Raw genomic sequence first — 14,107 nt, forward strand, 5'->3', positions numbered from 1 at the left:
GTCGCGCCGTCCCTTCCTTCACCCCACGTCCATCGGAAACTCGCGTACCGGACGTCCTACGGGAACTCGCGGTCGGCGTCGAAGTGGTTGATGTAGTGGATCAGCTTGTTCATCTCATGCGCCTTGCACAGTGGCGGGCAGCGTTTGACGTCGACCAGCGCCAGCAGCTTGCGCCTGCGCTCTCCGTTCCAGATGTCGAAGAAGCGCTCGTCGTTGATGTTTCCGAAGGACCATTCGGGGACGCCCTTGTAGGCGCAGCACAGGTCTACCGAGCCGTCCGCGCCCACGGTGGCGAGCAGCTCGTTACCGCGACAGACGTCGTAGGTGCGCCCGTGGTCGGCCCGGGTGATGTCGCCGAACTTGTAGTCGAGTACGCGTACCTCGAAGTCGGCCGAATGAAGCGCCCACACCTCGTCGAGTTGGCGTTCCAGCTCCGTCCAGACCGTCGATCCCTCGCCGAACTGTCCGTTCGACCTCTCGTAGTGGACGATCGGCTTCACCTGGAAGTAGTCGACGCCGGCCGCGCGGGCCCGGCGGGCTCCTTCAGCCAGGTCGGACACGTTGCTGGTGTCGACCAGGAAGGAGAATCCGATGGCGAGCCGGCTGGCGGAGCTGGCGGCGCGCTCGTCGGCCAGTCGCCGGATGTTGTCTAGCACGACCTGGTGCAGGGCGGCGTTCACCCGGTGCGTGCGGGCGTAGACGTCGGGTGACCCCGCGTCCACGCTGAACCGGACGTACGAGAAACCGGCCACCATGCTGGCGCGCAGCCGTTCGGTGAGCCGGACACCGTTGGTGTTCATGCCCTGGCGCAGCCCGTGCTCGGCTGCGTGTTCGACGACATCGGCGAGATCGGGGTAGACCGTCGGCTCACCACCACCGGTCCAGGTGACCGACTGCACCCCGAGCCGAGCGGCGTCATCGAGCAACTCGACGATCCGTTGCGGCGGTAGTACCTCGCGCCGCTGGTGGAGGTAGCCGTAGGTGCACCAGGTGCAGCTCTGGTTGCAGATGTTCACCGGGTTGATCTCGAGATTGATCGGCCGCATCGGCTCCGGCCGACGTGCTGCGGCGAGCACGTCCGGATGAGTCAGCAGTTTGAACGGTGAGAAGCGGTCGGTGACGTCCATCGGTTCCCGCCGTGGCCGTGCCGCCGCGGTGGCCGGTACGGAGGTCGGGGTGGGTGCTGGTTCAACCATGGCCAACTCCTCGCACGTGTGGATGAGCGCCGACGACGATGGCCAGCACCTCGACGGGCCCGGCCGCTCGATGCACCCGGGCCGACCGTTCGCACAGGTCGAGGGGCCGTTCACCGACCATGACCACGCCACGGCAGCCGGCGTGCAGGCCGGCGAGCACGTCGCTGACCCGATCACCCACCATCCAGCTCGCGGCCAGATCGAGATCGAGATCGTGGGCGGCCCTGAGGAGCATGCCGGCGCCCGGCTTGCGGTCCGGGTGGTCGACGACGGTCCGGTCGGCGCTGCGCGGTACGACCGGGCAGTGGTAGGCGGCGTCGAGCGCGGCGCCCTCGGCCGCCAGCAGTTGCCGCATCCGGGCGTTGACACTGTGGTACTGCGCCGGTGTGATCAGGCCGCGGCCGATCGCGGACTGGTTGGTCACCAGCACAGTGCGATATCCCGCATCCCGGACCCCCCGTAGCAACTGCGCCGCGCCCGGCAGCAGCCGGACCTGTTGCGGATCGCCCAGGTAGTGCACCTCCTCGATCAAGGTGCCGTCCCGGTCGAGGAAGACCGCGCCCGCCGACCGGCTCATCCGCTGGCCACCGTTTCCACCACTTCCACCACTTCCACCGTGGTCAGTCGGCGGATCCGGTTACGCAGGCTCTGCGCCACCGAGTGCGAGATCGCCAGGTGGACGTCCTCGATGATGCCGTAGTTGTCACTGTCCACGCCGATGTGCAGGTCGGCCAGGCCGGCCACGGTGCCGCCGCCACACCCGGTCAGGGCGACCGTGGTCAGGCCGTGTGCCCGCGCCCATTCGCACGCCCGCACCGTGCTCGGGCTGCGACCGGAGCAGCTCAGCGCGGTCAGCACGTCGCCGTGACGCGCGTACGACTGGAGCACGAAGGCGAACGCCTCGGCGTATCCGATGTCGTTGGCGACGGCGGTGACGAGCCCGATCTCGTTGGCCGGCGCCTGTGCCGCGAGGCGGCGCTGTCCCGGCACCGCGGCGGTCTTGACCAGGTCGACAGCGTGATGGGCGGCGGTCGTGGCGCTGCCACCGTTGCCGATGATCCAGACTCTCCGATCGGCGCGCCACGTCTCGGCGAGGAGGTCCACGTAGCGCCGCACCGGCACCGTGTTCACGTCGCGTAGTCGGCGACCGAGTTCGTCGAGGTACCACGTGATGAATCGGTCAGTGTCGCTGTCCGTGCCGGGATGTGGTCCGTCCGGCGTGGGTGCCGTGTCCACCGGGCGGATCACATCCTGTCGAGCGTGGCGGCGTAGGCGCCGGCGGGAAACTGCTGGATCGGGCCGACCCGCCACGCGGTACGGCGGGTCAGTTCCGGCAGGTCGTCCGGGGCGACGAAGAGCCAGTCGAACCAGGGACCTTCCCGGTCGCCGTAGCGACAGCGCATCCGGACCAGGCCGCGCGGGCGGCCGACGACCAGATTGGCCTGTTGGTACGCCTGGTCGTGCTCGTACGGGGAGGCGGTGACGTCCGTGTTGGTCATCAGTAACCGGCCACCTGGGCGGGTGACCCGGGCCAACTCGTCCAGCAGCCGTCGGACGCCGCCGACCGAGCCGCCGATCGACAGCCCGTTGCTGTAGAGCATCACGCAATCGAATGCCCCGGTGCGCAGGCCGAGCCGGAAGGCATCCATCAGCGCGACGTCGCGGACACCGGTGTGGCGCGCCGCCGCCACGGCGAGCGGAGCGATGTCGATGCCCACCGCCGCGACACCCCGGTCGTGCAACGCCGCCACGTGCTTGCCGGCACCGCAGCCCACGTCCAGAGTGCGACCGCTGGCCGCGCCGGTGATGTGAGCGTCCTGCGGGGAGAAACCGTCGATCGCACCGAACCGCCGTGAGATGTCGTAACTCGCAGCATGTCCGTCGGACCGGACATAATGAAATGGTTCCCGGTGGTGGCTCCGGGCGAAGTCCCACAACGCCTGAGCATGCGGATCCGGGTCGCCCAACTGGACGCTGGCATCCAGTGTCACCTGGGACAACCTCTCGTCGGGAGGACTACTCTGCGATGGCGGCGGTGGGTGCGCGGCCCTGCCGTTCGGGCCGATCCGCGTTCCGGCCGCGACGCGGACACGGACTGCCGCTGAGCCGGTGAGGACATGAGTAAGATGATCGAGAACGGCCTCCGGCGCTGTCAAGGGTGCCGTTGTCGTGTGCCCGACACGCGGACCCATCCAGAGGGTCCATTCGGGGCAGTGGAACAACCTTGACGCGAAGTCGACATTGCTCATAGCGACATCTGGCTTTTCGCCCTAGTCGGACATCACTGGCAGCCACGGAGGCAACGGGAGACGATGAGAACTGCCGAGATCAAGCGCCGGTTCCTGGCACACTTCGAGGCGAACGAGCACATCGTCGTGCCGAGTGCGGCAACTCCGGCGGATGACCCCAACCTGCTCTTCGTCAATGCCGGCATGGTGCCATTCAAGCCGTACCTGCTGGGCCAGGTCACCCCGCCGTACCGTCGGGCCGTCAGTGTCCAGAAGTGCATCCGGACCCCCGACATCGACGAGGTCGGCAAGACCACCCGGCACGGCACCTTCTTCCAGATGAACGGCAACTTCTCGTTCGGTGACTACTTCAAGCAGGGCGCGATCCGGTACGCGTGGTCGCTGCTCACCTCGCCGGTCTCCGACGGCGGTCTGGGTATCGACCCGGACCGGATCTGGGTCACCTCCTTCATCGACGAGATTGAGGCGGTCGACATCTGGCACCGGGAGATCGGCCTGCCGATGGAACGTATCGTGCGGCGCGGAAAGGCCGACAACTTCTGGTCGATGGGCGTGCCCGGCCCCTGCGGTCCCTGTTCGGAAATCTTCGTGGACCGTGGCCCGCAGTACGGGCGGTCCGGTGGACCCGATGTCGACGAGGATCGCTATCTGGAAGTCTGGAATCTCGTCTTCATGCAGTACGAGCGAGGCCCCGGTAGCGGCAAGGCGGACTACCCGATCCTCGGCGAGCTACCGGCCCGCAACATCGACACGGGTATGGGGCTGGAGCGGATGGCGGCGCTGCTCCAATCCGTGGACAACATCTACGAAATCGACGAGATCAAGCCGATCCTGGATCATGCCGCCGGCCTGACCGGGCGTCGGTACGGTGCGTACTCCGGACACGTCGCCGCCGACAGCCACCCCGACGACGTCCGGCTCCGGGTGGTGGCCGACCACGTCCGCACCGCCCTGATGGTGATCGCCGACGGGGTGACGCCGTCCAACGAAGGACGGGGCTACGTGCTGCGTCGGATCATCCGGCGGGCGGTCCGGGCGATGCGACTGCTCGGCTTCAACGACCCCGCCCTGCCGCAGCTGCTACCGGTCGCCCGGGACTGCATGGCCCCGTCCTATCCCGAGGTCGCGGCGGACTTCGACCGGATCGCCTCCTATGCGTACGGCGAAGAGGAAGCCTTCCGCGCCACCCTGCGCCAGGGCACCACGATGCTCGACCTCGCGGTGGCCGAGACCAAGGCCGCCGGCGGTTCCGTGCTGGCCGGCGACAAGGTCTTCCAACTGCACGACACGTACGGCTTCCCGGTCGACCTCACCCTTGAGATCGCCGCGGAGCAGGGCCTGCAGATCGACGCCGAGGGATTCCAGCGGCTGATGGCCGACCAGCGTCGGCGGGCCAAGGCCGATGCCCAGGCCCGCAAGGCCGGGCACGCCGACACGTCGGCCTACCGTGCGGTGCTCGACGCCCACGGTCCGGTCACCTTCACCGGCTACGTGCAAACGTCCCGGGAGGCCCGACTGCGCGCCCTGCTCGGGCCGCACGGGCAGCTGGCCGGTGCGACCGAGGGGGACGAGGTCACCCTGGTCCTGGACAGTACGCCGTTCTACGCCGAGGGCGGCGGCCAGCAACCGGACAATGGAGTGATCACGGTTGGTGACGGTCGGGTCGAGATCTTCGACGTGCAGCAGCCGCTGCCCGGCCTGATCGTCCATCGGGGCCGTGTCGTCGCTGGCGAGGTCCGGTCCGGCGCCGACGCGTTCGCCGAGATCGACATGCGGCGGCGGCGGGCCATCTCCCGCTCACACACCGCCACCCACCTGGTGCACCAGACGATGCGCAACGTGCTCGGAGAAACGGCGACCCAGGCGGGATCGCTGAATGCCCCGGGCCGGCTCCGCTTCGACTTCAACACCCCGGGTGCCGTGCCACCGTCCGTTCTCGCCGATGTCGAGCAGCAGGTGAACGAGGTGCTCCTGACCGATCTGGAGGTCCGTGCCTTCGTCACCGACCAGGCGCAGGCACGCCGGCTGGGCGCGATCGCGCTGTTCGGCGAGAAGTACGGCGACGCGGTACGTGTCGTCGAGGTCGGCGACTACGCCCGCGAGCTGTGCGGTGGTACGCACGTCGCCCGGTCCGCCCAGCTCGGGCTGGTGAAGTTCGTGCACGAGTCCTCGGTCGGTTCCGGCCTGCGCCGGGTCGAGGCGCTGGTCGGAATGGACGCTTTCGACTTCCTCGCCAGGGAGCATCTGCTGCTCGGCCGTCTCGCCGAGCTGTACCGGGTGCCGGCCGATCAGGTGCTCGACCGGGTGCGGCAGACCGTCACCCAGCTGCGCGACGTGGAGCGGGAGCTGGAGAAGCTCCGCAGCGATCTGGTCCGGGCGAACACCGCCGGGTTGGGCGCCGCGGCGCGCGAGGTGGCCGGTGCGCGTTTCGTCGGCGCGCCCGCGCCGGACGGGGCGACCGGCAACGACGTGCGGACCCTTGCCCAGGAGATCTGTGCCACCCTGCCGGGCGACCGCCCGGGCCTGGTGGCGATGGCCGGTCGGGCCGGTGACAAGGCCTCACTGGTCGTGGTGGTGAACCGGGCCGGGGTCGAGCGCGGCCTGAACGCGGCCGAGCTGGTCAAGACCGCGCTAGGCGGTCGCGGCGGCGGCAGCTCCGCACTGGCCCAGGGTGGTGGCGTGCCCGCCGGACAGACGCCGCAGCTGCTCGCGTCGATCGAGCGGCTCGTCGGTGACAAGCTCGCCAACGGCTGACGCGGCGGGCGTCGGCCCGGGCGGGCGGGTGTGCCCCGCCGGCCCGGCCGACGCCCACCCGCCGGCCGATGCCGGGTCAACGGTCGGTCGTCGCCGGGTCGGTCGTCGCCGCCTGACTCATCTGTCGTACCACCGATCGACGCATCTTCCCCTCGGCGGTGCGTGGCAGATGGCTGGTGAACTGCACGACCGTCGGGATCTCGACCGCTGCCAGCCGGTCGGCGCACCACTGCCGTACCGCGTCCGCGGTCAACTCCACGACGTCCGCAGCCGGCGGCCCGTCGTCCGGGCCGCCGGCCGGTCGCCGGAGCACCCGTTCGATGAGAGCATGCACGTACGGCTGGCCGTCCTCACCGGTGAGTCCCACGACGGCCACGTCCGCGACGAGCGGGTGCGCACCGATCGTCTCCTCGATCCGGCTCGGGTAGATCCGGGCGCCGTCGATCTCCAACACCTCCGACATCCGGTCGGCGAGGAAGAGATATCCATCGTCGTCGAGCCATCCCAGGTCGGCGACGCTGACATAGCTGGCGTCGTCCGGTGCATGGCGTAGTTCTCGTTCACCGACGTAGCCATGGGCCTGCCCGTAGGTCTGCGCCGTGTAGATCTCACCCACCACACCCGGTGGCACGTCCTGCCCCCGTTCATCGAGGATCCGGACATTCTCGACCCGCCCGACCGTGCCCGGCTTCTTGCACCATTCGGTACCGCTGGCGATGGTGGGCCGGCCCGCTCCGCCGAGCTCCGCACTGTAGTAGACCTCGAAGATCCGGTCCGGACCGACCAGATCGATCCATGCCTGTTTGACCCAGTGCGGACAGGGAGCGGCACCATGGGTGATCCGGACCACCCCGTCGAAGACCCGCCGGTCCAAGTCGGGGAGACCGAGAATCAACATCATGTAGTACGGGGTGAGACCGAGCGAATAGACGTCATGACGGCGCAGCAGATCGCAGGCGAGAGCGGCGTCGAACCTGGTCATCACGATCACGCTGGAGCCGGTGAGCAGGACGTGTACGGCGACCGTGAAGTTGCCGGTGTGGTGCAGGCTGCCACAGATCAGCCGGGTCCGGCCGCCGACCGCCTCGCCCGACTGGTTGCCGAGTCCGGCATTGGCGTACGGCGTGCGGGCGTTTCCGACCCAGCGCAGGGGATAGGGCATGATCTTCGGCAGCCCGGTCGTCCCGCCGGAGGTCATGAACAGATAGGGCTGCTCTGCCGTGGTCGGTGGCCGGCGCGGCGGCAGGTCACCGTGCAGGGTGAAGGTGGCCGCCGGCCCGGCGTCGAGCACCAGGGTGCCGTACCGGGCGTGCGCCCGGACGTCGACCAGCACCGGCCGGCCGAGCCGGGCGGCCACGACGTCGAGCAACAGTCCGCTGTCCTCGCCGGTGAACGACGGGCTGATCGGCAGCACCGCGGCCCCGGCCCACCAGGTACCGAGAACCAGACCCAGGTAACCGGGGTGGTTCTGCGGGGCGAGGACGACCACGTCCCCCGGTCCGACACCAGCGTCCTTGAGCGCGTCCGCCAGACGATGTGCCGAGGCGACCAGGTCGGCGAAGGTGAAGACGATTTCGTCGCCATCCGGATCCGCCACCACGAACGCGGGACGCTCCGGGTGCTCACCGGCCAACTCGGTGAACCGGTCGAGCAACGCGCTGGCGGGAAGTCGGGACGATGTCACGCCACACTCCTTCGAGATCGTACGTACGAGCGGCGGCCACACGTGCGGCTCCACCTGGTGTTCGTTCGGGCGTCGTCATCGTCGCAGCATTTGTGGTCCACCACCATCCGCCGGTGCAGTCTGGGTTGGTCGCGGCATCCGGGACGGTGCGCGTGACAGCGCGCGTACCCCGACACCGAGAGCGACCAGGACGACACTGTTGCGGGCCGCCAGCAGCGCGGTCCCGGGCCACTGCGGGTCCGTCGACACCTGTTCGTAGAACCACGGGAACAGTGCGCTGGTCAGCGCGGTGGCAACCATGATCAGGAGGCTGGTGCGGCGCTGCGTCGTGTCCCGACGGGTCAGGCAGACCGCCGACACACCGATCAACCAGAGCATGTACTGCGGTGAGAAGACCCGGCTCGTCACGACCGTCACGAGCACCGCGAGTAGTGCCACGTCGAAACCGGTGGCGGCTGTCCAGGCAATCCGCGGGCCGTGCACCAGCCACCAGACGCCCAGCAGCCCCAACCCGGCAACGGTCAGCACGGGAAGCACGATCGTGGCCGGGTGCACGAACGGACCGGCGACGAACTCCATCGCCCCATAGACGTACTCGACGTCGACACGGTCGTCCCACAGCCGGGCCAGGACCAACGGTGTGGCACCTACCGACTCGATCTGCAGGCCGCGATCCGCCTGGTTGCCGGTGAACGCGGACCAGGCACCGGCGAAGCCGATCGTCAGCACGCCACCCAGCGCCGTGAGGGTGGCCGTGAAACCGGTGAGGGTCGGCCGTAGACCAGCAACCGGTCTGGTACTGATCAGTAGCACCACGGGCCACGCCTTGACCAGCGTGCCGATGGCGATCGCGGCACCGGCGGTGACCGGCCGCCGGAGCGTGGCGGCGAGCGCGACGACGACCACCGCGGTGGCGAAGATGTCGTAGCGGGCATACGTCAGCAGGTTGACCAGCGGGACGACGACCCCCCAGGCGCAGGCGCCCAGCAGCAGCCCGTCACGGTGGGCGAGTCGTAGCAGGACGACAAGAACCAGCAGATCCGCCGCGAGGGCCGAGGCGAAGAACGTGGCTTCGTACGACGCGGGGGAACCGTCCGTCAGGCAGCGGACGGCGACAAAGAGCGCGGCGGCACCTGGTGGATACTGCCACATCGGATCAGAGCCGGGGACCCGTCCGTCGAGCAGGACCTCACTCCAGCGGTGATACAGAGCCACGTCCGCGAACACGCCGCCGACCGGGGCGGCGATGACCTCGGTGTAGACGAGGACGAACACCGCCCGGGTGGCGACCCAGACCGCGACGACACTCACGATCGACGTCGGTCGACCAATTCGGACAGATCGACCTGTCCCCGCCCAGCCTGCCCCTGTCACCTGAGCCACCCATTCGTCAGGCCATCGCCGGGAGATGATTGTAGACAGCTCAACCGATTCCCGGGCGACGATTCCCGGGCGACGAAACGGCCGGTCAGCCCCGGTCAGCCCCGGTCAGTCCCGGGCAGTTCGGGCTGTCGGGACTGACCGGCCGGGATTTCCGGCAAGGCGTTTCACGGTGGGGTGATCGACGGCGCCTGGCCGGATCCGAAGCGCCAGCCTTCGACGGTGCCGATGGCCGGGTTGTAGCTGCTCGCCCCGAGCGTGCTGTAGGTCCAGGTGCCGCCGGGGGTGGCGTGCCAGTACGACCAGTAGGCGCTGGCGGGCGGCGTGTTGACACAGGGCTCGGTCACCGGGGTGGGCAGCCCGTCGATACGGCAGACGAAGGCCAGGCCCCAGCGCAGCGTGCCGGTGGGCGTGAAGCCGGCGCCCTGCAGTGCGGCCAGGCCGGTCGGTGGGTCGCCGAGATAGCAGTTGGTCTGTACACCCAGGCCGAAGGCGGTGAAGTCGACGACCACGGTGACGCCGGTGCCGGGCGCGCAGGCGGCGGCGTGCGCCGGGCGGGTCAGCGGGTCGATCGTGACCAGTCCCGCTGCCAGCACGACGATGGCGGCGAGTGCCGCGAGGCGGCGGCGGATCAGCGATGTCATGGTTCCTCCGAAAGGCTGGCTGGCTACGCGGGCCGTCGGCTAGGCACAGGCCAGGGCCGGCGCGGGCGGCCGGGAGCCGTTGGCCGACAGGGCGACGAAGCTGGCGGCGGCCAGTCCGGGTACGGCCTGCGCGGTGGCCCGGGGCGCGGTGGCGGGGTCGAATCCGGTGGCGGTGTAGGCGATCGCACCCCGGTCAGCGGGGTCACCGGTGCAGTCGACCCGCAGGCTGAGCAGGAACTCGCGGGCGTGCCACCAGGCCAGTAGCCGGCCGGTCGTCACCAGTGCCTGGGCGGCCAGGCCGGTGCTGTTCGCGTTGGCGACCCCGCCGGTGGCGAACGAGCCGTCGGTGCCCTGCACGGAGACCAGCCACTGCGCCGCCGTCTGGGCCTCGGCCCACTCGCCGGCGGCGACCAGTGCCTGGATCGCCATCGCGGTGGCGTCGACGTCGCTGGCGCAGGTGGCCTGGGCGAACTGGAGCGGGAACCCGCCGTCCGGGCACTGGCTGGCGGTCAGGAACGACACGGCCTGTGACGGCGCGCCGCCGGCCCGATCCAGAGCGATGACGGCGAACGACTGGCTGAACATGTTGCTGTAGTCGCCGAAGGCGGACTGGTCGGAGAAGCGGCCGGAGGGTGCCATCAGTCCGGTTAGCCGGGTGAGCAGGTCGACGCCGCCGAACGAGGCCGGGTCGAGGCCACGGACCTGTACACCGAGGGCGAGTTTGGCGGTGGCGCCGGCGTACGCCTCGGTGCCGTCACCGATGTAGCCGGTGATGATGGCCGGTTCGGCGAGCCAGTTGATCGCGTTGGTGGCGTAGCTGTCGGCTTCCTTGGCGGCCGCGAAGGTGAAGATCGCGTCAATGGTGAGGCCCTGATCGGGGTAGGCGACGCCGCCGAAGACGACCTCGAAACGTTCTCCGTCGACCATCTGCCGGGCGAGCCAGCCAGCGGCGGCGTCGACCCGACTGTGGGTCTCGGGTGGGGTGGCGGTGGCCGGTGTGGCTGCGGCCACGGTCAGGGCGAGGGCGGTGAGTACGCCGGTGGTGACGAGTCGGAAACGGTCGCGGCGGCGGTGAACGGCCATCGGACGGCACCTTTCTGGCCCAGACGTCGAGGCGACCCGGGCAGGCCCGGGCGGCTCCGACCCGTGGGCCACGACGGGAGGGGAACCTCTGCAGCGGTACGTCGACGGGTATTCGGGCTCGCGGCATGATGTTCGCCGCCTACCGTTGCGGGCCAGCGCCGGCTTTCGACCGGACTTCCCCCATCGACGCACAGGTGCGGAACTGCTGCGGACAGTCTGGGCACGGCTCGTTGCCGCCGTCAACGACGACGATCGCGACCGGACCGGCGACTGCGTCGGCGGTGCTTGGCGAGGTGGCTGTCAACCGCTGACCAGATTTGCTATTCGACCCGAACAGCCGCCGGCAGTGACGTCTGGTGAGGACGGCTCTCGTTGCACATCTGACATACTCGGTAGCGGCTCGTCACAACTGAATCTGCTCCCAGGCGGGGGAAGCCGGTGCGAGGCCGGCGCTGACCCGCAGCCGTATGCGCGCCAATGTGCTCATCAGCACTGGTACGCGAGCCGGAATGCCCGACTGTGGAGTGAGCGGCTCACACGTCGTGGTCTACGGATCGAGCCCGGATCGGTCAAGGCCATGTGCGGCCGGCGGATGCGGTTTCGGTCACCGCTCCGAAAGGTCCCCTCCATGGTTCGTGGTTTTCCCCGCCGGCTCCTGTCCAGCCGGTTCCTGCCAGCACTTGCCGCCCTCGCGGTCATCGCCGCCAGCGCCGGGGTGGCCCTCACCCGTCCTACCGGGCCTGCGGCGCTGCGACCGGCGGCCGCCGCCGTGCCGGCCGCCGCGGATCCGGCCGCGTCCGCCGCGGCGCGGGCCGGATCGCACTGGCTGGCGGGCCAACTGGTCGACGGCGGTCTGCCCGGCTTCGTCGGCAGTGACTGGGGACTGACCATCGACGCGCTGTTCGCGCTGCGGGCCACCGGTAACGAACCGGTCGCGGCGGCCGCGATCACCGAGGCGCTCGCGGCCAACGCCGACGGCTACGCCGCCATCCGGACGGAGATGGGGGACTTTGTCACCGGTGGATCGACGGCGAAGGTGCTCGTGGCCGCCGTCGCAGTCGGCACCGATCCGACCGACTTCGGCGGGTACGACTGGCGACAGCGCACAGTGGACCTGATTTACGGTGCTGACCAGGGCAGCAAGGCGGGGTGGCTGTACGACATCAATCTCGATACCACCGCAGGGTCGAATCTGTTCGGTCAGTCGCTGGCCGTGATCGGGCTGGCCCGCTCCGGTGGCGTAGCGCAGCCGGTGGTTGACTTTCTCGTCAAGCAGCAGTGCCCGGGCGGTGGGTTCCGGCTCTATCCCGGCGCCGCCGGCACCGCCTGTCCCGAGGATCCGGTGACGGAGCAGGGCATGGACGTCGACGCGACGGCGATGGCGGTGCAGGCACTGCTGGCCGCGGCCGACGCCGGAGCGAGCGGCACCGCCGAGCCGGTGGCGATCGCCACGTCGTGGCTGCGCTCGGTGCAGGCGGCTGACGGTTCCTTCAACGGCTCCGGCTTCACCGACTATCCCAACACCAACAGCACCGGTCTGGCCGGGCAGGCCCTGGCCGCCGCCGGTGAACACGCCGCCGCCGGGCAGGCCGCCTCCTTCGTCGCCGCGCAGCAGCTCACCGCCGGCAACGCCGGCGCGGCCGCCGCGCACGTCGGCGCGATCGCGTACACCCCGGACGCGCTCGCGGCGGCCATCGCCGACGGTGTCGGCGAGTTCGAACTCGACCAGTGGCGGCGGGCGAGCGCCCAGGCCGTCCTCGGCCTGGCGCAGGTGCCGCTCGGTCGGATCGGCAACAGCGATCCGACCCCGACGCCGACCCTGACGCCCACCCCGACCCCGAGCGTGACGCCCACCCTGACGCCCACCCCGACCCCGACCCCGAGCGTGACGCCGACGCCGAGCGTGACGCCGAGCGCCAGCCCGGGCACCCCGACGCCGACGGCCACCGCCAGTCCGACCCCGACCGGCGCAGCGACGACGACAGCACCACCGAGCGGTGGACGCCTGCCCACCACCGGCACCTCGGTCGCCGCGTACGGACTACTCGGCGGCGCGACGATTCTCGCCGGGATCGGTCTGCTCCTGGTAGCCCGACGCCGTCGAGAAGCACGCCGGTGACCAGCGCGGCCCTGACCGGCAGGGCAGCCGCGGCCGGCGGCGTGACGCGACGCGCGGCGTCGGCCCGCCCGGCGTGGCTACTCACCGCCGTGATCGTCACCGCCGGTGCCACCCTGGCGCCGGCCGACTCGGCCGCGGCGGCCGGCCGGGCCGGCTACTGTCCGGACGGCGACGGAGTCACCGTCATCGTCGACTTCCAGGACCTGGGCGGGTCGACCATCATCCGCTGTGCGGTCGGCGACCAGGCCAGCGGTCACGCGGCGTTGAAGAACGCCGGCATCTCGATCACCGGCACCGTCCGCTGGGGCGAGTCCTTCATCTGCCGGATCGAGGGCAAGCCGACCGCTGCCGAGGAACCGTGCGTCGACACGCCACCGGCGACTGCGTACTGGTCCTATTGGCACGCGCCCCATGGCGGTACCTGGACGTACAGCCAGCATGGCGTGATGGCGCGCAAGCCGCCGCTGGGCAGTTTCGAAGGCTGGTCGTTCGCCAAGAACCGGACGGCGTCGACCAGTCCGCCGCCCCGCATCGCCCCGGTGCGCCCCGCGCCACCGCCACCACCGACCACCCCGCCACCACCGGCCGCTCCGCCACCACCACAGCCGTCCAGAACGACGCCACCGACCGATCCGAAACCACCGACCGGCCCGGGGCCGGCAGGCGGACCGGCCACCGGCGGGTCACCGGCCACGTCGACGGCGAAAGCCGGTGTCCGGACGTCCGGCCCGCCGGCACCGGATCGGACGGTAGCGGGAACGCCAAGCGCCTCGGCCACGGTGAGCACGCCGCCGGCTGGCCCGCTGGACGGCGCGGCTACCGCTTCGACGGCGATCGGGGACCCCGGTGCCAGGACCGAGGCCTGGACCGGAGAGGTCGACCGGACGTCGGCACAGCGCTCCGGAGTGCCGAGGACGACCGTGCTCGGCGTCGGTCTGCTTCTCGCGGTCATCGTGGCCGCGGTCGTGACCGCGCGTCGTCGGCGACGGAGCGGATAG

The 14,107-nt window shown here is 70.2% G+C and carries 11 protein-coding genes and 2 riboswitches; of the genes, 3 read left to right on the plus strand and 8 right to left on the minus strand.

Annotated features, from left to right (window positions below):
• Positions 1-56: 56 nt before the first annotated feature.
• The 4 genes from ACN27F_RS33330 to ACN27F_RS33345 are packed head-to-tail and all read right to left on the minus strand — an operon-like array spanning position 57 to position 3,187.
• The gene (locus tag ACN27F_RS33330) at positions 57-1,196 is read right to left on the minus strand and encodes a radical SAM protein (RefSeq protein ID WP_421439577.1); all 1,140 of its coding nucleotides are present in this window, start codon (positions 1,194-1,196) and stop codon (positions 57-59) included.
• Positions 1,189-1,773: a D-glycero-alpha-D-manno-heptose-1,7-bisphosphate 7-phosphatase gene (locus tag ACN27F_RS33335; RefSeq protein WP_421439578.1), complete on the minus strand. Its 585-nt coding sequence runs from the start codon at positions 1,771-1,773 to the stop codon at positions 1,189-1,191. Before ACN27F_RS33335 ends, ACN27F_RS33330 begins: the two co-directional genes overlap by 8 nt.
• Positions 1,770-2,432 (minus strand): D-sedoheptulose-7-phosphate isomerase, encoded by a 663-nt coding sequence (locus ACN27F_RS33340; RefSeq protein WP_421439580.1) that lies wholly within the window; start codon positions 2,430-2,432, stop codon positions 1,770-1,772. The genes ACN27F_RS33335 and ACN27F_RS33340 overlap by 4 nt, the downstream gene beginning before the upstream one ends.
• An 8-nt stretch (positions 2,433-2,440) precedes the next feature.
• Complete coding sequence (locus ACN27F_RS33345; RefSeq protein ID WP_421439582.1) at positions 2,441-3,187, minus strand: class I SAM-dependent methyltransferase; 747 nt, start codon at positions 3,185-3,187, stop codon at positions 2,441-2,443.
• A 321-nt stretch (positions 3,188-3,508) separates the two neighbouring features.
• Here ACN27F_RS33345 and alaS point away from each other — a divergent pair, with 321 nt between their 5' ends.
• The gene (gene alaS / locus ACN27F_RS33350) at positions 3,509-6,199 is read left to right on the plus strand and encodes an alanine--tRNA ligase (RefSeq protein WP_421439583.1); all 2,691 of its coding nucleotides are present in this window, start codon (positions 3,509-3,511) and stop codon (positions 6,197-6,199) included.
• Positions 6,200-6,275: 76 nt separating this feature from the next.
• Here alaS and ACN27F_RS33355 read toward each other — a convergent pair whose 3' ends face one another.
• The 4 genes from ACN27F_RS33355 to ACN27F_RS33370 all read right to left on the minus strand — a co-directional run bounded on the left by ACN27F_RS33355 (position 6,276) and on the right by ACN27F_RS33370 (position 10,990).
• Positions 6,276-7,883, minus strand: a complete 1,608-nt coding sequence (locus tag ACN27F_RS33355) for a class I adenylate-forming enzyme family protein (protein ID WP_421439584.1) — start codon at positions 7,881-7,883, stop codon at positions 6,276-6,278.
• Between the two features lie 75 nt (positions 7,884-7,958).
• On the minus strand, positions 7,959-9,194 hold the full coding sequence (locus ACN27F_RS33360; protein ID WP_421439586.1) for a glycosyltransferase 87 family protein: 1,236 nt from the start codon (positions 9,192-9,194) through the stop codon (positions 7,959-7,961).
• A 236-nt stretch (positions 9,195-9,430) separates the two neighbouring features.
• A complete protein-coding gene (locus ACN27F_RS33365; RefSeq protein ID WP_421439588.1) occupies positions 9,431-9,907 on the minus strand; it encodes a hypothetical protein in 477 nt (158 codons plus the stop codon).
• A 39-nt stretch (positions 9,908-9,946) separates the two neighbouring features.
• Positions 9,947-10,990: a prenyltransferase/squalene oxidase repeat-containing protein gene (locus ACN27F_RS33370; RefSeq protein ID WP_421439589.1), complete on the minus strand. Its 1,044-nt coding sequence runs from the start codon at positions 10,988-10,990 to the stop codon at positions 9,947-9,949.
• Positions 10,991-11,076: 86 nt separating this feature from the next.
• A riboswitch (cobalamin riboswitch) is annotated at positions 11,077-11,211 on the minus strand.
• Between the two features lie 185 nt (positions 11,212-11,396).
• A riboswitch (cobalamin riboswitch) is annotated at positions 11,397-11,525 on the plus strand.
• Positions 11,526-11,618: 93 nt separating this feature from the next.
• Between ACN27F_RS33370 and ACN27F_RS33375 the strand changes: the two genes are divergently transcribed.
• Both ACN27F_RS33375 and ACN27F_RS33380 read left to right on the plus strand, forming a co-directional pair.
• Positions 11,619-13,109, plus strand: a complete 1,491-nt coding sequence (locus ACN27F_RS33375) for an LPXTG cell wall anchor domain-containing protein (RefSeq protein WP_421439591.1) — start codon at positions 11,619-11,621, stop codon at positions 13,107-13,109.
• 41 nt (positions 13,110-13,150) lie between these two features.
• Complete coding sequence (locus ACN27F_RS33380) at positions 13,151-14,107, plus strand: hypothetical protein (RefSeq protein WP_421440594.1); 957 nt, start codon at positions 13,151-13,153, stop codon at positions 14,105-14,107.

Source organism: Solwaraspora sp. WMMB335 (assembly GCF_049179075.1).
Taxonomy (GTDB): Bacteria; Actinomycetota; Actinomycetes; order Mycobacteriales; family Micromonosporaceae; genus Micromonospora_E.